The organism is Synechococcus sp. CCY9202 (genome assembly GCF_034931685.1).
GTDB lineage: Bacteria > Cyanobacteriota > Cyanobacteriia > PCC-6307 > Cyanobiaceae > CBW1002.
On record NZ_JAYGID010000010.1, the window covers coordinates 22,602 to 40,789 of the forward strand.

Below are 18,188 nucleotides of genomic sequence, written 5' to 3' on the forward strand. Positions count from 1 at the left end.
AAACGACAGGATTCAGATCAGAAGGACGACAAGCTCAGAAGACAAGATTCAGATCAGAAGGCAAGATCTGATCAGCAGATCAGAGGCCCAGCAGAGCGGCCTTGATCGGAGCCGGGATCAGGAGATCACGCCCTGGTGATACGCGGAGTTCTGGATGTAGAAGTTTCCCACCGGTATCGCCACCAGCGCCGCCAGGCCGCAGGTGCAGATCGACACCACCAGCACCACCGTTCCCACCAGCGCCTGCACCCCCACAAAGGCCATGCCATGCGGTGAGCGGAACACGGCCTGGAAGGAACTGGCAAAAGCGTCCAGCACCCCCTGATCGGTGGCGAAGATGCGGTTCACATACACCGGCGCCACCAGCAGCACCGCAAAGCCGGGCAGCAGGCAGAGCAACAGGCCGACGCAGGTGACCAGCGCGAAGAAGAGGCCCGCCAGCAGATAGCGCATCGGTCGATCCTGCAGGATCCGCAGGGCCTCGGACACGGTGATGGTGGTGCCCGTTTCGTAGTGCAGGGCCGGCACCGCCACCAGCAGTACCCCCACCAGGCTGGAGAGGATGGCAAAGGGCACCTGACCCAGCTGGCCGAGCAGCAGGGCCATCTGGGCAGCCGCGCCGGTGGGATCGAGGGCTCCCTGGGTGAGTGCCGCCGGATCAGCGCCGCCCAGGCTCACGCCCAGCAAGGCAAACAGCAGGGACACCCCGCCGCCCACCGCCGTGATCGCCATGGTGATCAGCCAGATCACCAGCAGGGTGGGGAGATGGGCCACGAAGGCCTCCCAGGCCCGATTCAGGCTGGGCGGCTCGTAGGCGAACGCAGCGGCCACACCAGCGGGGCGAAGATGGCCGGAATGTAATGGGGCCACCAAAGCCGCACAAGGGAGACCCGGGGACAGGATCGATGGCATCGAGCCACTGGCTGCAGATCGAGCGCACCGTGCGCTTCGGCGACACCGATGCCGCCGGGGTGATGCACTTTCACCAGCTGCTGCGTTGGTGCCATGAGGCCTATGAGGAGAGCCTGGCGCGCTACGGCATCAGCGCCGAGGAGATCTTCCCGCGTCCTGGCCAGCCGCTCGCCGTGGCGTTGCCGATTGTGCATTGCAGCGCCGATTACCGCCACCCGCTGGTTTGCGGCGATCAGCTCAGGGTGTGGCTGCAACCGGAACGCCTCGATCCCGGCAGCTTCGAGGTGCGCTACAGCTTCCGCCGCGACGGCCATGACGTCGCCACTGGCCTGACGCGCCATGTGGCCATCACGGTGGAGACCCGAAGGCGCTGCCCTCTGCCGCTGGCGATCCAGCGCTGGTTGGAGGCCTCCAACCTCAGCGCTGCCGGCTGAGGCCCCATAGCAGGGCCGCGAGCTGGAGGGGGAGCAGGCTGGCCATCCAGGCCAGAGGGTGGAGCCCCTGATCTGGGATGGCGTTGAAGGCGGCGAGGCTGATCAGGCTGGCCAGCACCAACAGCAGGAGCGGCATTCGGCGCAGGGCCATGGGGAAGGCGGTCGATGCCGGGGAGCCGGAACGCGGTGCTGAACCTTGTGAGACCCCGGGCGATGCAGGGTTGGCGAGGGGAAGACCCAACGGCATCAGAACCATTCCCGCTTGGCGTCGAGATAGGCGGCTTTGAACTCCTCAGGTGTTTTGGAGAGATAGATAATCCCTTCAACCAGGCCGATCACACCCATCACGAAGCCGCCGAATCCGCACGTCACAACCGTGACAACGGCCATGATGATGCCGGCGTTCGTATAGCCCAGCACGAACTTGTGGATCCCAAAGGCACCCAGGAAGATCCCAAGCAGGCCGGCGGCGAGCTTTTTGTTGCTCACTTCCGGATCAACGCCGTTCATGTCTTGAGGGCCTGGGTCAAGGGTTTTGTAGCGAGGCGAGCCACTGCTGCCAACGCCCCCGTTGCCATTTGCCAGTAGCGGTGGGTGCCAGATCGGGGCAGAGCAACCAGCGGCGCGGCCGTTCAGCGGCCCGCCAGCCGGCCGTGAGTGCCGGCAGCGCCTGCTGCAGCGACTCCCAGTCGTCAGGCGAGTGACCGCGCACCAGCGCCACCAGCCGCTGCCCCCAGGGGGGCTCCTCCACGCCGAGCAGCAACACCTCCTGCAGGGGCAGCGCTGCGGCCAGCTGCCGCAGCCGCTCCTCCAGCTGCTCGGGAAACACGGTCTCACCGCCGCTGCTGATGGCGCCATCCAGACGGCCCTGGATGTGCAGGCCCTGGAGTGTCAGCACCCCACCATCCCCACTGGTCCACCAGCCGTCCGGGGTGCGGGGCAGCGGCTGCAGCAAGCCCTGCGCCAGCCAGCCGGGACTGAGCCGTGCGGTGCGCAGCTGCACGGCGCCGGTCTGGGGCTCCAGCCGCAGTTCCACATCCTCGAGTGGGAAGCCGCAACCAGGCTGGGCCGGATCGCCGGCTAGAAACTGCTGCGGCGCCAAGGCGCAGACCATGGCGGCGGTTTCCGTGGCGCCGTAGCAGGGGGCCAGCGGCAGCTCCCAGTGCCGGGCCCTGCGGGCCAGGTCCTGCGGCAGGGCCGCACCACCCACCCAGATCACGGCACAGCCACGCAGCCAGGCCACGGCAGTCGGATGCTCCAGCAGCCGCGCCAGCTGGGTGGGCACCAGCGAGAGCAGCACCGGCCGATCGCCAGGGTGCGGCAGGGCGTCTGCCAGGTGCTGGGGCTGGCGCAGCAGGGTCGCTGGCAGCCACCGGTGGCTCTCCGCCCAGGGATGCGGCCGCGTCCGCTGCTGTGCCCACTGCTGAGCCCGCAGCAGCGGCAGCAGACCGCTGACGTGATGCAGCGGCAGGGGATTGAGGTGCAGACAACGGGCCGGATCGATCTCCAGTTGCTCCAGCCAGTGCGCCGTGGCCGCAGCCGAGGCCTGAAGGTGGGCCAGGGGCTGCAGGCACCAGCGGCGCCCGCCGCTGCTGCCGCCGCTGCCCACCAGCACGCCGGCGCCGACCGGCAACTGGGCGCCGATCAACTCGCTCTGCAGCTGCTGCGCCTCGGCGGGATCGGCCAGGGCCACCAGGCGCTGCTCCTGCCAGGCACGTTCGAGAGTCGCGATCAATTCCGCCGGGTCGCCAGCCTCACCGCTTTGCAACAAGAGCGGTTCGGCGCCCGTGTGTAACTCCGGATCCTTCATCGAGCCGCCGCCTCCCACACCTCCACAGGGTCCAGGCTGCCGAGTCCCGTGCCTGGCAGCCAGCCCGGTGCCAGGCCGGGGGCGGGGGCGTCGCCCTGGTGAGCCTGCAGGGCCGCCAGATGGTTCAGCCAGCGCTGGCCGATGCCGGTCTCGAAGGCGGTGCTGAGCACCAGCCGCGGCAATGGCCCGCCCCCCCTCCCTGCCAGTGCCGCCAGCAGGGGGCGCGGGTCCCCCTCCTGCGAGGGGCGCCGCACCTGCCAGCCGGGCCAGCGCTGGCGCAGCTCCGGCCTGTGCTGCAGGGATTCATCCAGGGCCACCGGCAGCAGTCGGGCCAGGGCCTCATGGCCCTCCAGGTCGAAGGGTTCGAGCGGCTGCTCCAGCCATTCGAGCCTCGGCTCCTCCGCCAGCCGCTCTGCCCAGGCCGTTGCGGTGGCGCGGCTCCAGCCGCCATTGGCATCAAGCCGCAGCCGGGCGTCGGCAGGCAGCCGCTCCAGCAGCTGTTCCAGCACCTGCCGTTCCAGTGGATCGGGGTTGGCGGCCACCTTCCACTTGCAGCTCGGCCAGACCGCCCTGTTGGCCCCGTCTGCGTTCAGGTGGAGCTCAAGGGCAGCCAGGGCTTCCTCTCCGGCCGGAAGCAGCCGGGCGGCGGGCGGCGGCGGCAGCCAGATGGGGCCGATCAGCCCGTCCAGCTCCGCCAGGGCGGCACCGATCGCGAACGCCAGCACCTCTGGCAGGCCGGGCAGCAGGGCCTCGAGGGCGACACGCGTCATGGTGGCGTCTGGTCCAGGCGTGCAACGGGCGATCGCAACCGCCAGAGCCGCCGTTTCGCCTTGCAGGGCCGCCGCCTCGCCCCAGCCCAAGGCGGTGTGATCGGGCGACTGCAGTCGCAACAGCCAGCCCTGCTTCTGGCGCAGCCAGCCCTGGGAGGTGCGCAGGGGCTGGGGCAAGGCCAGGTGGAACGGGCGCCACCGCAGCCGCAGCGCAACGGCCGCTCCGAATCCAGGGCTGGAGTTCAATGCCCGGCCCGCGCCAGCCAGGGCCCCAGCGCCAGGCCCAGGGCCAGCCCCAGCCCGTTGAGGGCCTGGAAGCGGAGGGCCAGGAACTTGCTGCCACTGATGCGCTCGGGCACATGATGGTGCTCGCGCAGCAGGCGGATCAGGGCCCGGGCCGGCGGCAGACCGATCGCACCGAGCAGGGCCGTGAGGGGCCACCAGCCGAGCAGCACCGGTGCCCACTCCCAGGCCAGGGTGGCCGCCACAAACCAGGGCACCAGGGTCGCCGCCCGATCGCTGCCGAGCTGCACCACCGGTGAGCGCTTGCCATGGGTGGCGTCTTCCTCCACCTGATGGAAGTGGGAACAGAACAGCACCAGGGTGGTGGCCAGGGCCGGACCTCCCCCCAGCACCAGGGCATCGGCCCAGGGGATCGTGACTCCCGCCGCCCCACCGGCCTCGGCGACCGGTGCCAGTGCCAGCAGGGCCGCCGCCGTGGCGCAGGGGCCGAAGGCCAGCCAGCAGAGCGGCTCCCCCAGACCCCGGTAGCCAAGGCGGAAGGGCGGCCCCTGGTAGAGGTAACCCAGTCCGCAGCAGGCCAGCACCAGCAGCAGCACCGCCGCGGAACTGCGCAGGGCCACCACGGCCATCACCAGCAGACCCAGCACCAGGGCCCCGTTGGCCAGGGCCGCCACCCGGTCACGCCGGCCGGTGAGGGCCACCACCGAATGGGGCTTGCCATGGGTGTCGACGCCGGTCTCGTCATCGAAGACGTCGTTGGCCAGGTTCTCCCAGGCCAGCAGCAGGACAGCTGCCAGGAGAAACAGCAGCAGTTGATCGAGCCGCATCGGCAGACCGCGGCCCAGCCGCCAGCCGGCGGCGATCAGGGCCGGCATCACCGCCACGGCATACATGGGCCACTTGATCGCCGCCTTCCAGAGGCGGCGCCGATCCAGCGGTGGCCCTTGCCGTGGCGCCTCGGCGGCGTGAAGGCTTGCGACGACCTGGGGCTCGGACATGGATGCCGGCAGCTGCTGATGCGAGAAGGTCCATACATTTGAGCAGCCGCTTCGGCGCCACCCGGTGCAGGCTCCACCCAGCGTCACCTCCCCACTCCCGTCGTTTCTCGCGGAGCCCTCCCTGCCGGAGGCGAGCTTCACGGAGCTCCTTGCCGCGGCGGCCCAGGGGGCCAGCCAGCTGGAAGACGACGGGGTGCTGAGCCTGGCGTTGCCGCTGGCCGCGCGAGACCCGATGGCGCTGCTGGCCCATCTGCCCAACGGCCAGCGGTTCCGTTTCCTCTGGGACAGCGCCCCCGGCCTCTGCCTGGCCGCCAGCGGCAAGACCCACAGTCTGGAGCTGAGTGGACCGCGCCGCTTCGAGCTGGCCCAGCGCTTCAGCGCCGTGAGCCTCAGCCGGCTGGCGGTGGCGCCGCAGGCCTGCCCGCCCCTGGCCCGGCCGCGGGTGCTGCTGGCCTTCTCCTTCTTCGACAGCCCCCTGCAGGACGGCCAGGGCGTGGCCGGGGTGGAGGCGGTACTGCCGCGCTGGCAGCTCAGCCGCCAGGGGCGCCACTGCTGGCTGCGGCTGCAGCGCAGCCTCGGCGGCGACGTGACCCCCCGCTCGGTGGCGGAGGAGCTCTGGGAGCAGGCCGAGCTGTTGCGCACACTGCCGCCGTCTGCCGAACCGGCGGGCGATTTGCTGGGGGTCCGCCTGTTGCACAGCTCCCCCTGGCAGGAGGGCTACCGCGAGGCGGTGGCTCGAGGCCTGGAGCTGGTGGAGACGGGGGCGCTGCGCAAGCTGGTGCTGGCGGTGCGCCAGCGGCTGGAGCTGGATCGCCCCCTGGATCCCCTCCTGCTCCTGGCCCAGCTGCGCCTGCGCCAGCCCGGCAGCTGTCGCTTCCTCTGGCAGCAGGCCCAGGGTGGGGCGTTGCTGGGCGCGTCACCGGAGCGGCTGCTCACGGTGCGCCAGGGCCAGCTGCGCAGCGATGCCCTGGCCGGCACCGCCCCGATCGGCCCGGCGGCCGACCTGCTGCCCGGCTCCGTCAAAGACCGGCATGAACACGAGCTGGTGGTGGAGGCGATCACCGAAGTGCTGCGCGAGGCCGGCCTCGATCCGCGCCGGCCGCGGCGACCGCGGCTGGCCCGCCACGGCCAGCTGGTGCATCTGCACACCCCGATCACCGCCAGCCTCGGGGAGCAGCAACCCCTGGCCCTGGCCGCGGCCCTGCATCCCACCCCGGCGGTCGCCGGCCTGCCCCGGCGGGAGGCCATGGCCTGGTTGCGCAGCCTCGAGCCCTTCGAGCGAGGTACTTACGCCGCGCCCCTGGGCTGGATCGACAGCGAGGGGGATGCCGAGCTGCGGGTGGCGATCCGCAGCGGCACCCTGCGCGGCCGTGAGCTGGAACTCACCGCCGGCGCCGGATTGGTGCAGGGTTCGGTGGCGGAGCGGGAACTGCAGGAGGTGGCCCTCAAGCTGGGGGTGCTGCAGCAGCAGCTCAATCTGCCGCTGGCTCCGATGCCGCTTTGAGCCACGAGCGCTGCTTCGGCCTTCGGCACCGCCCCTGCCCCTAGCCGGCCATGGCCCCCCTGCTCGTTCTGCTGTTGCTGCTGAGCGGTCTGCTGGTCAGTGGCCTGCTGCTGCGCCAGCACTTTGGCCGCGCCACCCTCCATCGGGTGATTGTCGAGGCGGACACGCCGGCGGGCAAGGCCTTTGACCTGTTGCTGCTGATCGCCATCAGCGCCAGCGTGTTCGCGGTGATCCTGGAAAGCGACAGCCGCGTGGCCTTGAGCCATCCCCATCTCTTCGAGGGGCTGGAATGGGGCTTCACATTGCTGTTCGGTCTCGAATACGTGCTGCGGCTGTTGTGCACCAGTCAGCCGCTGCGGTATGCCACCAGCTTCTTCGGCGTGGTGGATCTGATCGCGATCCTGCCCAGTTTCCTGGGGTTGATGCTGGCGGGAACCAAATTCTTTCTGGTGGTACGCATCCTGCGGCTGCTGCGGGTTTTCAGGATCCTCAAGCTGGGCGAATATCTGCAGGAATCGGAGCTGCTCTGGAGGGCGATAGTAGCCAGCCGGCGCAAGATCCTCGTCTTTCTGATGACCATGGTGCTCCTGGTGGTCATCATCGGAGCTCTGATGTATCTGATCGAGGGCGAATCCGGCGGCTTCGTCAGCATCCCGGTCGGGATCTACTGGGCCGTGGTCACCGTGACCACCGTGGGCTATGGCGATGTCGCGCCGGTCACCCCCCTGGGGCGCTTCGTCGCTTCGATCGTGATGTTGCTGGGCTACAGCATCATCGCGGTGCCCACCGGCATCCTCACGGTGGGGATTCAGCAGGCACGCCGCCGCCAGGAGCCGGTGCGGCGCTGCCCCAGCTGCGGCAAGGGGGGGCACCAGGGCGATGCCCGCTTCTGCCACCAGTGCGGCAACGGGCTCTGAGGGGGCGCGCCGGCGTGGTTCAGGTGGGGTTGCTTCAGCCCTGTGCCAGCAACCGCTCGATCGTCAGATCCGCCAGCGGCTGCCCCGCCAGCCGTTCGACTTCCCGCACACCGGTGGGGCTGGTCACGTTGATTTCGCTGAGGCGGCCATCGATCACATCGATCCCCACGAAGAACAGACCCTCCGCCCGCAGCACCGGGGCCAGTTCGGCGCAGATCCGCCGCTCCGCCTCCGTCAGCTCGGTGACCTCCGGCGCCCCACCCACCGCCAGGTTGCTGCGGAACTCACCCGGCAGGGGCTTGCGGTTCACGGCCCCGAGCGGTTCGCCGTCCACCAGCAGGATGCGCTTGTCGCCGGCCGTCACCCCCGGCAGGAAGGCCTGCACCATCACCGGCAACCGTTCCTGCTGGGTCACCAGCTCCAGCAGGGCCGGGAGTCCGGGGGCTGAGGCCGCACTGCGCACCACCCCCTGACCGGCCCGGCCACCCAGGGGCTTGAGCACCACATCGCCGTGCTCGGCGGCAAAGGCGGCCAACTGCTCCACCCGGGCACTCACCAGCGAGGGCGCCATCAGGTGGCTGAAGCGCAGGGAACCGACTTTCTCGTTCCAGCCGCGCAGGGAGGCGGCCCGGTTGAGCACCCGCACCCCCTGGCGCTCGGCCAGCTCCAGCAGATGGGTGGCATAGAGGTAGGCCTCGTCCACGGGCGGATCCTTGCGCATCCAGACCCGGGGAAACGCTTCGAGGGGCAGCAAGCGTGGCGACTCGGCCCGGTACCAGGGCTGGGGCACCTGCCAGCCCGTCGGATCGGCCACCATCGGCTCCAGCCATACCGGCTGGGCCCACACCCAGGCACGATGGCCGCGGTCGTCAACGCCGCTGACTGGCGGTGCGGCCGACAGGTCGGCGATGGTGGCCACCCAGACCTCCTGGCCGGCCCGTTGAGCCGCCTGCATCAGGGCCACGCTCGAATCCTTGGCGGGATTGAGCCGGGCGATCGGATCGATCAGGAACAGCTGGGAGGCGGAACCGGGGGGCGGAAGGACGCTCACCGTCAGCTGCCCAGGAGGGGATCGAGCTGGCCCTTGTGATCGAGGGCATGCAACTCATCGCAGCCCCCGATGCCCTGGCCATCAATGAAGATCTGGGGCAGGCTCGTGCGCCCATCGGCCCGCTCGCTCATCGCCGCCCGGGCGGCATGGTCGCCATCGATGCCGTACTCGGTGTAGGGCACTCCCTTGCGCTCCAGCAGCTGCTTGGCGCGAATGCAGAACGGGCAATACCGCCAGGTGTAGATCTCAACGTTGGCGGCCATCTCCTCAACTCAGGCGGAAGGGTGGATCCTAGAAGTGAATAGCGGCACGGCTGGGCATGGTGATCAGGGGGCTGAGGGCTGGGCCATGACATGGACACGCCGCCACCTGTTGCTGGTCGCGGCGTCGAGTGCAGTGGCCGGCACGGTTCCCTGGAGGGCGCAGGCCAGGCCGTCGGCAGGCGAGTCTTCGGGATTGCCGGTCACGCCGTTGCAGCTGCTGGCGGCGCCCGTCTTCAACGACCAGGTTCTGTTCGCCCTCGGCGGTGCCAGCTCCCAGACGGCGGAGGTGGGAGAAGTGCTGCGGATCGCCCAGGTGATCCGTGCCCGCAGCGGCAACCCTTCCGATCCACCCACGGCTGCCTTCGATGCCCTGGTCGAGGCCTTCGGTAGCGCCGGAGATCGGCTCGAACAGTTGGCCGAGCAGGCCAGTGCGCACCCCGTCACCTCCCGCCACCGCTGGTTCCGCGCCGCCACCTGCGCCGCCCAGCAGCTGTTCTTCGTGTTCGGCAGCGGCGATGGCGCGCGAGAGGAGGCTCTCTTTGCCTCTGCCCAGCGCCGCTGGCTGCAGGCGATCCGCCTCCTGGAGCCCCGGGTCGAACGGTTCGTGGTGGCCTCGCGCTTCGGAGAGCTTCCTGTCACCTTCTTCCCCGCCCCTGGCGGAAGCGGAGCGCGCCCCACGGTGCTGATCAGCGAGGGCAGCGACGGGCAGAACGTCGAAACGATGCAGTTCGGCGTCACCGCTGCCCTGGCCCGGGGATACAACGTTGTCCTGTTCGAGGGGCCCGGCCAGATGTCGCTGCTGTTCCAGCGGCAGATCCCCTTCACCCCTGACTGGGACCAGGTGGTGGGTCCGGTGCTGGATGCCGTGCGTCAACGCAGCGACGTGGGGCGGGTGGCCCTGATCGGGATCTCCTTCGGCGGCATGCTCTGCGCCCGGGCCGCGGCTGCGCTCAGCGGGCTGGATGCGGTGGTGTTCGAACCGGCGGCCTGGAGTTTTACCCCCCTCTGGGGTGATCAGACCAGCATGGCCGCCGTGCAACGCAGCCAGGGGGCTGGGAGCCGCGAGCAGCAGCAGGTGTGCCGCCAGGTGAATGCCGGCCTGCAGGCCGCCTGGCCCTCCCTGAGCCCGACCGAGCGGTTCCAGATTCACAAGCGGGGCGAGATCTTCAGCCGCCAGGTGCTGCTGGAGGCCAGGGCGGGCCAGCCGCCCTCCGATTACTACGGCCTGCTCGAAGCGATGTTGCCCTTCGATTTCCGCAGCGACTGGCAGCGCATCCGGATTCCCAGCCTGGTGCTGGCCAACCAGGGGGACTGGGCCTTTGCCGACCAGTCGGAGCAGGCCTTTGCCCTGTTGACCGCCCTGCCTCCGAGCCAGAAGCGGCTGGTGCGTCTCACGGCGGCCGAAGGGGCCTCCCTGCACGACCAGCCGGTGGGTGCCCAGGTGGCGGAGGAGATCGTCTTCGACTGGCTCGACGAGCAACTGCGCTGATACGGTCGCCCCATGCGACCTCCCTCCACGGTGCTCGACCTCACCGACTTCAAACGCGATCTGTCCGAGCTCACCGACCGCCTGGGCAATGCCCAGGACTGTCTTTGACGTACCGGCCCTGAAAGCCCGCCAGCGCGACCTCGAGCAGCTGGCCTCCCAGCCCGATTTCTGGGATGACCAGCAGGAGGCGCGCCGCCAGATGCGCCTGCTCGACGATGTGAAGAGCCAGCTCGAGCAGCTGGCCCGCTGGCGCGGCGCCGTGGACGACGCCGAAGCCACCCTGGAGCTGTACGGGCTGGAGCCCGACGATGACCTGCTGGAGGAGGCCAGCAGCGGCCTCGCCACCCTGCGTTCCGATCTGGACCGCTGGGAGCTGGAGCGGCTGCTCTCCGGCACCTACGACAAGGAGGGCGCCGTGATTTCGATCAATGCCGGTGCCGGCGGCACCGACGCCCAGGACTGGGCCCTGATGCTGATGCGCATGTACACGCGCTGGGCTGAAGACCACGGCATGAAGGTGACCGTGGACGAACTCTCGGAAGGGGAGGAGGCGGGGATCAAGAGCTGCACGATCGAGATCGAGGGCCGCTACGCCTACGGCTACCTGCGCAATGAAAAGGGCACCCACCGGCTGGTGCGGATCTCGCCGTTCAACGCCAACGACAAGCGCCAGACCAGCTTCGCTGGTGTGGAGGTGATGCCGAAGCTGGATGAGGAGGTGAAACTCGACATCCCCGACAAGGACCTGGAGATCACCACCTCCCGTTCGGGCGGTGCCGGTGGCCAGAACGTCAACAAGGTGGAGACGGCCGTGCGGATCCTGCACATCCCCACCGGCCTGTTCGTGCGCTGCACCCAGGAACGTTCCCAGCTGCAGAACAAGGAGAAGGCGATGGCGCTGCTGATGGCCAAGCTGCTGGTGATCGCCCAGGAGCAGCGGGCCTCCGAAATCGCCGACATCCGTGGCGACATCGTGGAAGCGGCCTGGGGTAATCAGATCCGGAACTACGTGTTCCACCCTTACCAGATGGTGAAGGATCTGCGCACCCAGCACGAAACCACCGACGTGCAGGGCGTGATGGATGGTGACCTGGACCCCTTCATCGAGAGCCTGCTGCACCAGGGGGTGGAGATGGCCACCGAAGCGCCGGACTGAGGCGCCGGACCGATGCGCAGGACTGAAGCAATCGACTGAACCTCCGGGCTCACGATCGGCGTCTGAAACGCCGACACTGAACAGGCGCAAACGAACGCTCTCCCGTCTCTTTTCCTTGATGCCGGATTCTTCACCAGACCCGCAGGCGCCACCGGCCAGTTTCGTGAAACTGGCCATGCGCAACATGGTGCGCAAGGGACGCCAGAGCCTGGTGCATTTCGGCCTCACCGCCCTGGGCCTGTGCGGATTTCTGGTGCTGATCGCCTGGCTGGGCCGGCCCACCCTGCCCCCCACGGGCTGACGCCATGCCCGCCGACTCCACCATCGAGATCGACCCCAACGAGATCGACCTTGACCTGGCCTTCCAGGCGGACGACAGCCTTGAAGCCGCTCTGCTGGCAGCGGCAGCGCCCCTGGCCGATGTCGTGGCGGGGCTGGAACCCTGGAGCGAGCACCTGGGGCGCTGGCTGGCGGAGCTGAGGCCGGAGCTGCCCGGCACATTGCAGGCAACGGCCTACAGCCTTGGCCTCAGCCTCTGCAGCGATGCCGCAATCGCCGAACTCAACGCCTCCTGGCGGCAGAAAAATGGCGCCACGGACGTGCTCGCCTTCGCCGCCCAGGAGACCGCTGAAGGCGAACAGTTCCCCGATCTGCCGATGGCGGCTGGGATGGAGCTGGAGGCCCTGGAGCTGGGCGACATCGTGATCTCGCTGGAAACCGCCGCTCGCCAGGCCGGAGATGCTGGCAACACGCTTGAGGATGAGCTGCTGTTCCTGGCCAGCCATGGCCTGCTTCACCTGCTCGGCTGGGACCATCCCGATGAGCCCAGCCTCGCGGCCATGCTGGCCCTGCAGGAGCGTTTGATCAGGACTGGTCAGGCCGAAAACCGGCGGTAGGGTGCGCCAAGAGACGCGTTGCCGGTACCGATGCCATGCAGGTTCCGCACGAGCCCCCCATCCTCACGCTGCATGAGCCCAGCGGCCTGGCGATGAGCACGCAAGGGACTTCCCGCAGCCGCAAACCCCGACTGGGTGCCTGGACCGTGGCAGGGGATCTGCCCTCCAGCTTTCGCTACGCAGCGCAGGGCGTGATCTATGGCTTCCGCAGCCAGCGCAACTTCCGCATCCATGTGGGCACGGGGGTGGTGGTGTTCTCCCTGGGCCTCTGGCTCGGGCTGAGCGCCGACCGGCTCGCGGTGCTGGTGCTCACGGTGGCGACGGTGCTGGTGCTGGAGCTGCTCAACACCGCCACCGAAGCCGTGGTCGACCTTGCGATCGGGCGATCCTTCCACCCCCTGGCCAAGATCGCCAAAGACTGCGCCGCCGCCGCTGTGCTGGTGGCGGCCCTGGCCTCGCTGCTGGTGGCGGGCCTGTTGCTGCTGCCGCCGCTGATGCTGCGGCTGGGCCTCTGAGGCTGCGCCCTGCCAAGCCATCCCGCTGCTGAGGCGGCAACGTTGAATGGGGCGATCGATGCGGCGCCTGCCGGCGCCCGAAGGCTCCCATGCTGCTGGTCCTCGACAACTACGACAGCTTCACATTCAACCTGGTGCAGTATCTGGGCGAGCTGGCGACGGACCATCCCCTGGCTGCTGAGCTGCGGGTGGAACGCAACGATGCCCTCAGCCTGGAGCAGATCCGGGAACTCGCCCCCGCCGCGATTCTGATCTCCCCCGGCCCGGGCGATCCAGATCAGTCGGGTGTGTGCCTGGAGGTGTTGCGGCAGCTCAGCCCCACCGTGCCCACCCTGGGGGTGTGCCTGGGCCACCAGGCCATTGCCCAGGTGTATGGAGGGCGAGTGGTGCGGGCGGCGGAGCTGATGCACGGCAAGACCTCTCCGGTGCGCCATGGCGGCGAAGGGGTGTTCGCCGGCCTGCCTGATCCCCTCACCGCCACGCGGTATCACAGCCTGATCGCCGAGCGCGCCAGCCTGCCGGAGTGCCTGGAGATCACGGCCTGGCTCGACGACGGCACGATCATGGGCCTGCGGCACCGTGACCATCCCCATATCGAGGGGGTGCAGTTCCACCCCGAAAGCGTGCTCACCCAGAACGGCCATGCGCTGCTATCCAACTTTCTGCGGCAGGCGAGCCTGCATCCGAGCAACCAGCATCTGGCCAGTCGCTGAGCAGCCCGGCCAAACTGTTCTGGCGCCCCATCGCTGCTAGTTTCGCGCCACGCAAGGGCCCTTGGGGCCGCCTCCCCCATCCCATGGCTGTTGCCGGTTTCCGCCGATTCCGCCCCCTGGCGACGCTCACGGCCACCAGCGTGCTGGCGGGAACCACCCTGGCAGGAGCGGCCCTCACCCCGGCTGCGCTGGCTGCAGGCGGGGTAACCATCACCAGCTATGGCCACAGCGCCCTGTTGATCCGTGGCGGCGGCGCCACCGTGCTGGTGAATCCGTTCAAGGCCGTGGGTTGTGCCGCGGGACTCAGCGAGCCGCGGGTGGGTGCCGATGTGATCCTGGCCAGTAGTCGCCTGCTGGATGAAGGAGCCCCGGTGGCCAGCGGCCGCATGTTGGTGACTCCGGGTTCCTATCGCGTCGCGGGCCTGCAGATCGAGGGGATCGCCGCACCCCATGACCGGGTCGGGGGCCGCCGCTTCGGGCAGTCCACCCTGTGGCGCTGGCAGCAGGGTGGACTCACCTTCGCCCACCTGGGCGGTACCGCCGCCAGGCTGGCCCCGGCCGATCGGGTGCTGCTGGGCACACCGGATGTGCTGATCATCGGGGTCGGCGGTGGCGCGAAGGTCTATACCGGTGCCGAGGCGGCGGAGGTTGTGCGGGAACTGAAGCCTCGCCGGGTGATCCCCGTTCAGCACAACAGCGGCAAGGAGAAGCCGGATTGCGACCAGGGCAGCGTCGAACCCTTTCTGCAGGCCATGGCCGGGACCCCGGTGAAGCGGGTGGGCAGCAGTGTGACCCTGCCGGGCAAGCTCAGTGAGGGCACCGAGATCATGGTGATGCGCTGAGCTCGATGGCGGCATAGGCGGCCCAGAAGCACTGCATCTGGTCCAGCGTTCCAAGGCTCACCCGCAGGGAGCCATCGATCAGGGGCTTGCCCGCCATCGAGCGCACCAGGATGCCGGCTCGCCGCAACTCGGCCTCCACAACACCGGGATCTCCCTTGGGCCAGATCAGCAGATAGTTGCCGCCGTCCACGTGGTGCTGCACACCGGCCTCCTGCAGGCGCTGCACGAGCCAGCCCCGGGCCCGCAGCACTTCCGCCACATAGGCCTCCACATAGGGCTGGTCAGCCAGGGCGGCATGGGCGGCGGTCACGGCAAAGCTGTTGATGTCGTAGGGGCCGGTGACCCGGCTCACCCGGTCCACCACGGCGGCTGGCCCGATCGCGAAACCGATGCGCAGCCCCGCCAGACCGGCTGTCTTGGCAAGGGAGCGCAGCACCAGGAGGTTGGGGTGGGCCGCAAAGGGATCAGCGGCGCCGCTGGCCTGCAGCAGGAGCGGCAGCACGCTGTCGCCGGTGAAGGCCTCATAGAGCTCATCCACCACCACCAGGGTGTGGGGTGCCAGCGCCGCCAGCTCCAGGATCCGCTCCGGTGCGAGTCGGGTGCCGGTGGGGTTGTTGGGATTGCAGAGCAACAGGATGCGAGGCGGCGTCCAGCCCGCCTGGGCTTCATCGCCATCTGGATCGCCAGCTGCATCGCCATCCGCATCACCAGCCGCCGGTGGCTGAAGCGCGGCCCGGATCGCGGCCAGCGGGAACGTGAACGACGGCGCCTCGTAGGGAATCGCCTCGATCGCCATGCCCTGCATCCGGGCGCAGGGCGTGTAGTAGCCGAAGGTGGGGCTGGTGGTGAGCAGCCGGTCTCCTGCCGCGCCATAGGCCTGGAACAGGGCGTGGATCGCGGCATCCACGCCGTTGAACAGGCCGACCTGCTCGGGGGCGAGCGACCGGGCTAGCCCTGGGGCCGTGGCGATGAGGTTGGCCACCACCGCCTCGCGCAGGCCGTCGTATTCGGGATAGATGGCGTAGTGGTCGGCCGGGATGGCGCGAATCGCCTCCACCACCCGGGGGCTCGGCCCCACGGTGTTCTCGTTGAAGTCGAGCCGCAACAGGCCGCGCCTGCCCTCCAGCGGGGCGCTGTAGGACTGCAGCGACTCCACCTCGGGCCGGGCCTGGGGACCGTCAGGCAGGCAAGGGATCAAGGCAGGGCGTGGCGACAATCGCAGCCAGCGTAGGGAGGCCGGTGCAGCGGGGGCATCTGGAGGACGTGCGGCGGGATCCATCGCGCTGACTTCTTTGCTGCCACTCAAGGGCAGCGTTAGGCAGCAAGGTCATGGACACGACTCACCGCGAAATTGTTGACTACTGGGTTGGCCACCAGGGCGAATGCCTACTGTCCGTCGACTGGGCGGAGGCAGAACAATTGTGTTGGCGCTGTGCGCATAAGCGCAAACTTCAGCGTTGCCACATCATTCCGCGCTCTCTTGGCGGGGGCGAAAGTCCCGGTAGCCCAGTGCTCTTGTGCGCTCAGTGCCATACGGAAACTCCAAATGTTGCAGACCCAGAATTCATGTGGGTCTGGCTTCGTGTACACGCCGTTCCCTTTTATGGTACGTACTGGCAAGAACGAGGAATTCGGGAATATGAACTTATTTATGGCGAAAAGCCGTTCTTGGGTCTTGCTCAACGCGATGAGCTCATGCATAAAGGTACTGATATTGTCGAGGAGATATTTTCAAAGACCAGTAGACATTGGGGCCAGGGAAAAATCAACCCTGCCACGTGGGCCTGGGTGTTCCGTCAGGTCGATCAATGGGCGCGTGAGAATGCCTGGCAAGCCCCCCAAGGGACAGGCCGCCACCAGCCCTCCTCTGCCACTCCACTGGTACTGCCTGCCACTCAGGGGCAGCGTTAGAACGATGGAAACAGCTATCCCAAGTATAACGAGATAGTAAAATCGCCATCAAGCCCTGCTCGGATCTACTGAATTGCCAGCCTGACAGCAGGGCTATGCTGGAACTCAAGTCTGGGAGCATGCTTGTCACCAACTGTCTTCCGGGACGGCGAATTTCGGTTTTTCTTCTTCTCACGCGAGGAGAGCCGCATGCACATCCATGTCAGCCATCCAGATGGCGAGGCGAAGTTTTGGCTGAGTCCTTCCATTGAACTTGCCCGCAACATCGGGCTAAGCTCCTCCAAGATCAAGGATGCCGAACGCCTAGCAGTTTCACGTCAACAGGAGATCATCGATGCCTGGAACAACCACTTTGGAAGTTGAGGTCACCAATGTTTCCAGATTTTGCATCTGGATGCTTATTGATGACGAAGAATTGGCTCTCCCATATTCTGAATTTCCGTGGTTCAAGGCCGCCACGATTGAGCAAGTAATGAACGTTATGCGTCCCACCGCTGATCATCTCTATTGGCCTGAGCTCGACGTTGACTTGTCCGTTGAGTCGATACGCAATCCCGAGAGGTTTCCTCTCAGGGCAAAGGGCAATCTTCAACCATGCTATTCATCTGAACCACCTCCTGAAGTTCGGTGATTCCATGAAGCAGTTTTCAGTCATACTCTTTGCGGCCAGCTGATGGCAACCGTTGGCTAGGCTTCAGGGACGAATAGTGACCCATGACTCTCATTCAGATCTGGAAGGAAAATCCTGAACAGATTCGAGCAAAGCGCGTAGACCAGATCATTGGATTCGCAGGCGACGGCAAGTTAGGCGATAACAACTCGGCTCCGAAAGAATTCCGCGACTTTCTGGCTCGAGTCCCTGGTGATCCTTTGGCAAGTACGACAACGATTGCCTTGAGAGTGCATTCAAGGATTCCGGCCTGGCTCTGCAGGATATCGTCAACGAAATAGCCGCTCGCCTGGGATTTAAGGTTGAACCGGGTCGGTATCGAGGAACCAAAAGTGATATTGGGCATGATGGCATCTGGACTGCGCCGAACAATCATTCCATAGTTGCCGAGGTCAAGACGACTGATGCATATCGTCTCCCAGTAGAAACTGTCGCGACGTATCGCAGGCGGCTCATCAAGACGGGTCGAATAACCGAAGATCAGTCCTCAATACTAATCATTGTGGGTCGCGAAGACACTGGAGAGCTTGAGGCCCAGATTCGTGGCTCTCGCTATGCTTGGGATGTACGTCTTATATCCATTGACGCTCTCTTGAGTTTAATGAAGATTCGCCAGGATCTTGATAGTCCTTCCGTTGAGGCCAGGATACGCGAAGTTCTCATTCCTCGAGAATACACTCGAGTAGATGAGATCATTGATCTTGTCTTTTCGACAGCAGAAGATATTTTGGAGGAAACCCCAGAAGAGCTAGGCGGCGACGATCAAAGCGAAGCCACCCCAAGTGGAAGTGAGCTAAAGGAGCGAGAAAAGCCAGTTTCCTTCAACATTGCATGTGTAGAGAAGATCGGAAAGTTCTTTAATGCAGCTCTTGCCAAGCAGTCAAGAGTAGTATTTGGCGATCTTGATTCAGGTCTCGCAATTACATGCGCCGTGTCCAAGGAGTGCAAAAATGCTAGTGGGCCCGGTTGCCTGCGTCCCCTGCAGTGGTGTAAATCCCCCGGCATTCCCACCCCGGCGTAGCCGGGGTGGGCCGCGCACCTCAGTCGATCGGCTCCACAGCTGACGTTGCAAGGGGTGGGCAGGCCCGTTTCCC

Annotated in this window: 22 protein-coding genes; 13 read left to right on the forward strand and 9 right to left on the reverse strand. The window is 67.0% G+C overall.

Features of this window, described 5'->3' with window-relative positions:
- Window positions 1-117 precede the first annotated feature (117 nt).
- Complete coding sequence (locus VB777_RS01520) at window positions 118-870, reverse strand: hypothetical protein (protein WP_323246617.1); 753 nt, start codon at window positions 868-870, stop codon at window positions 118-120.
- Between the two features lie 35 nt (window positions 871-905).
- On the opposite strand from VB777_RS01520, the gene VB777_RS01525 reads away from it, so the two are divergent.
- Entirely contained in the window at window positions 906-1,346 is a 441-nt protein-coding gene (locus VB777_RS01525; protein ID WP_322758226.1) for a thioesterase family protein, read from the forward strand.
- On the opposite strand, the gene VB777_RS01530 is transcribed toward VB777_RS01525, so the two are convergent.
- The 5 genes from VB777_RS01530 to menA form a co-directional block, all read right to left on the reverse strand.
- Entirely contained in the window at window positions 1,330-1,497 is a 168-nt protein-coding gene (locus VB777_RS01530; RefSeq protein WP_197158537.1) for a hypothetical protein, read from the reverse strand. The genes VB777_RS01525 and VB777_RS01530 overlap by 17 nt on opposite strands.
- A gap of 95 nt (window positions 1,498-1,592) precedes the next feature.
- The gene (locus tag VB777_RS01535; protein WP_322758227.1) at window positions 1,593-1,856 is read right to left on the reverse strand and encodes a TM2 domain-containing protein; all 264 of its coding nucleotides are present in this window, start codon (window positions 1,854-1,856) and stop codon (window positions 1,593-1,595) included.
- A gap of 16 nt (window positions 1,857-1,872) precedes the next feature.
- Entirely contained in the window at window positions 1,873-3,156 is a 1,284-nt protein-coding gene (locus tag VB777_RS01540) for an AMP-binding protein (protein WP_323246621.1), read from the reverse strand.
- Window positions 3,153-4,172 (reverse strand): o-succinylbenzoate synthase, encoded by a 1,020-nt coding sequence (locus tag VB777_RS01545; RefSeq protein WP_323246623.1) that lies wholly within the window; start codon window positions 4,170-4,172, stop codon window positions 3,153-3,155. The genes VB777_RS01540 and VB777_RS01545 overlap by 4 nt, the downstream gene beginning before the upstream one ends.
- Entirely contained in the window at window positions 4,169-5,167 is a 999-nt protein-coding gene (gene menA, locus VB777_RS01550; RefSeq protein ID WP_323246625.1) for a 2-carboxy-1,4-naphthoquinone phytyltransferase, read from the reverse strand. The genes VB777_RS01545 and menA overlap by 4 nt, the downstream gene beginning before the upstream one ends.
- A 121-nt stretch (window positions 5,168-5,288) precedes the next feature.
- Between menA and VB777_RS01555 the strand changes: the two genes are divergently transcribed.
- Window positions 5,289-6,671, forward strand: coding sequence for an isochorismate synthase (locus tag VB777_RS01555; protein WP_323246643.1), 1,383 nt, complete (start codon window positions 5,289-5,291; stop codon window positions 6,669-6,671).
- Between the two features lie 50 nt (window positions 6,672-6,721).
- On the forward strand, window positions 6,722-7,588 hold the full coding sequence (locus tag VB777_RS01560) for an ion transporter (RefSeq protein ID WP_323246627.1): 867 nt from the start codon (window positions 6,722-6,724) through the stop codon (window positions 7,586-7,588).
- Between the two features lie 34 nt (window positions 7,589-7,622).
- Here the strand turns inward: VB777_RS01560 and gshB are convergent, their stop codons facing one another.
- Both gshB and grxC read right to left on the reverse strand, forming a co-directional pair.
- Window positions 7,623-8,639: a glutathione synthase gene (gene gshB / locus VB777_RS01565; RefSeq protein WP_323246628.1), complete on the reverse strand. Its 1,017-nt coding sequence runs from the start codon at window positions 8,637-8,639 to the stop codon at window positions 7,623-7,625.
- A gap of 2 nt (window positions 8,640-8,641) precedes the next feature.
- Window positions 8,642-8,902: a glutaredoxin 3 gene (gene grxC, locus VB777_RS01570; protein WP_197158544.1), complete on the reverse strand. Its 261-nt coding sequence runs from the start codon at window positions 8,900-8,902 to the stop codon at window positions 8,642-8,644.
- Window positions 8,903-8,987: 85 nt separating this feature from the next.
- Here grxC and VB777_RS01575 point away from each other — a divergent pair, with 85 nt between their 5' ends.
- The 7 genes from VB777_RS01575 (at window position 8,988) to VB777_RS01605 (ending at window position 14,513) form a co-directional block, all read left to right on the forward strand.
- Window positions 8,988-10,391: an alpha/beta hydrolase gene (locus tag VB777_RS01575; protein WP_323246629.1), complete on the forward strand. Its 1,404-nt coding sequence runs from the start codon at window positions 8,988-8,990 to the stop codon at window positions 10,389-10,391.
- Between the two features lie 30 nt (window positions 10,392-10,421).
- A protein-coding gene (gene prfB, locus VB777_RS01580) for a peptide chain release factor 2 (RefSeq protein WP_197159045.1) occupies window positions 10,422-11,547 on the forward strand; the annotation gives its coding sequence in 2 pieces (ribosomal slippage) (window positions 10,422-10,496 and window positions 10,498-11,547; 1,125 coding nt in all).
- Between the two features lie 118 nt (window positions 11,548-11,665).
- Window positions 11,666-11,848, forward strand: a complete 183-nt coding sequence (locus VB777_RS01585; RefSeq protein ID WP_197158546.1) for a DUF3285 domain-containing protein — start codon at window positions 11,666-11,668, stop codon at window positions 11,846-11,848.
- A 4-nt stretch (window positions 11,849-11,852) separates the two neighbouring features.
- Window positions 11,853-12,443: an rRNA maturation RNase YbeY gene (gene ybeY / locus VB777_RS01590; protein WP_323246632.1), complete on the forward strand. Its 591-nt coding sequence runs from the start codon at window positions 11,853-11,855 to the stop codon at window positions 12,441-12,443.
- A 92-nt stretch (window positions 12,444-12,535) separates the two neighbouring features.
- Window positions 12,536-12,958, forward strand: coding sequence for a diacylglycerol kinase family protein (locus VB777_RS01595; protein ID WP_197159046.1), 423 nt, complete (start codon window positions 12,536-12,538; stop codon window positions 12,956-12,958).
- An 89-nt stretch (window positions 12,959-13,047) separates the two neighbouring features.
- Window positions 13,048-13,671 carry an aminodeoxychorismate/anthranilate synthase component II gene (locus VB777_RS01600; protein ID WP_323246634.1) on the forward strand — a complete coding sequence of 208 codons (624 nt, stop codon included), beginning with the start codon at window positions 13,048-13,050 and terminating at the stop codon, window positions 13,669-13,671.
- Window positions 13,672-13,754: 83 nt separating this feature from the next.
- Complete coding sequence (locus VB777_RS01605) at window positions 13,755-14,513, forward strand: MBL fold metallo-hydrolase (protein WP_197170847.1); 759 nt, start codon at window positions 13,755-13,757, stop codon at window positions 14,511-14,513.
- Here the strand turns inward: VB777_RS01605 and VB777_RS01610 are convergent.
- Entirely contained in the window at window positions 14,497-15,711 is a 1,215-nt protein-coding gene (locus VB777_RS01610; RefSeq protein WP_323246636.1) for a histidinol-phosphate transaminase, read from the reverse strand. The two genes, VB777_RS01605 and VB777_RS01610, sit on opposite strands and share 17 nt — an antisense overlap.
- Window positions 15,712-16,547: 836 nt before the next feature.
- Between VB777_RS01610 and VB777_RS01615 the strand changes: the two genes are divergently transcribed.
- The 3 genes from VB777_RS01615 (at window position 16,548) to VB777_RS01625 (ending at window position 18,115) form a co-directional block, all read left to right on the forward strand.
- Window positions 16,548-16,787 (forward strand): DUF4160 domain-containing protein, encoded by a 240-nt coding sequence (locus VB777_RS01615; protein ID WP_323246637.1) that lies wholly within the window; start codon window positions 16,548-16,550, stop codon window positions 16,785-16,787.
- A 31-nt stretch (window positions 16,788-16,818) separates the two neighbouring features.
- Window positions 16,819-17,055, forward strand: coding sequence for a DUF2442 domain-containing protein (locus VB777_RS01620; protein WP_323246645.1), 237 nt, complete (start codon window positions 16,819-16,821; stop codon window positions 17,053-17,055).
- Between the two features lie 541 nt (window positions 17,056-17,596).
- Window positions 17,597-18,115 carry a hypothetical protein gene (locus tag VB777_RS01625; RefSeq protein WP_323246639.1) on the forward strand — a complete coding sequence of 173 codons (519 nt, stop codon included), beginning with the start codon at window positions 17,597-17,599 and terminating at the stop codon, window positions 18,113-18,115.
- Window positions 18,116-18,188 lie beyond the last annotated feature (73 nt).

Bases quoted from the DNA above. Each gene is read 5' to 3' on its own strand.
- VB777_RS01525 (WP_322758226.1), top strand. From the start codon at position 906: ATGGCATCGAGCCACTGGCTGCAGATCGAGCGCACCGTGCGCTTCGGC.
- VB777_RS01530 (WP_197158537.1), bottom strand. From the start codon at position 1,497: ATGGCCCTGCGCCGAATGCCGCTCCTGCTGTTGGTGCTGGCCAGCCTG.
- VB777_RS01535 (WP_322758227.1), bottom strand. From the start codon at position 1,856: ATGAACGGCGTTGATCCGGAAGTGAGCAACAAAAAGCTCGCCGCCGGC.
- VB777_RS01540 (WP_323246621.1), bottom strand. From the start codon at position 3,156: ATGAAGGATCCGGAGTTACACACGGGCGCCGAACCGCTCTTGTTGCAA.
- menA (WP_323246625.1), bottom strand. From the start codon at position 5,167: ATGTCCGAGCCCCAGGTCGTCGCAAGCCTTCACGCCGCCGAGGCGCCA.
- VB777_RS01560 (WP_323246627.1), top strand. From the start codon at position 6,722: ATGGCCCCCCTGCTCGTTCTGCTGTTGCTGCTGAGCGGTCTGCTGGTC.
- grxC (WP_197158544.1), bottom strand. From the start codon at position 8,902: ATGGCCGCCAACGTTGAGATCTACACCTGGCGGTATTGCCCGTTCTGC.
- VB777_RS01575 (WP_323246629.1), top strand. From the start codon at position 8,988: ATGACATGGACACGCCGCCACCTGTTGCTGGTCGCGGCGTCGAGTGCA.
- VB777_RS01585 (WP_197158546.1), top strand. From the start codon at position 11,666: ATGCCGGATTCTTCACCAGACCCGCAGGCGCCACCGGCCAGTTTCGTG.
- ybeY (WP_323246632.1), top strand. From the start codon at position 11,853: ATGCCCGCCGACTCCACCATCGAGATCGACCCCAACGAGATCGACCTT.
- VB777_RS01595 (WP_197159046.1), top strand. From the start codon at position 12,536: ATGAGCACGCAAGGGACTTCCCGCAGCCGCAAACCCCGACTGGGTGCC.
- VB777_RS01600 (WP_323246634.1), top strand. From the start codon at position 13,048: ATGCTGCTGGTCCTCGACAACTACGACAGCTTCACATTCAACCTGGTG.
- VB777_RS01605 (WP_197170847.1), top strand. From the start codon at position 13,755: ATGGCTGTTGCCGGTTTCCGCCGATTCCGCCCCCTGGCGACGCTCACG.
- VB777_RS01620 (WP_323246645.1), top strand. From the start codon at position 16,819: ATGCTTATTGATGACGAAGAATTGGCTCTCCCATATTCTGAATTTCCG.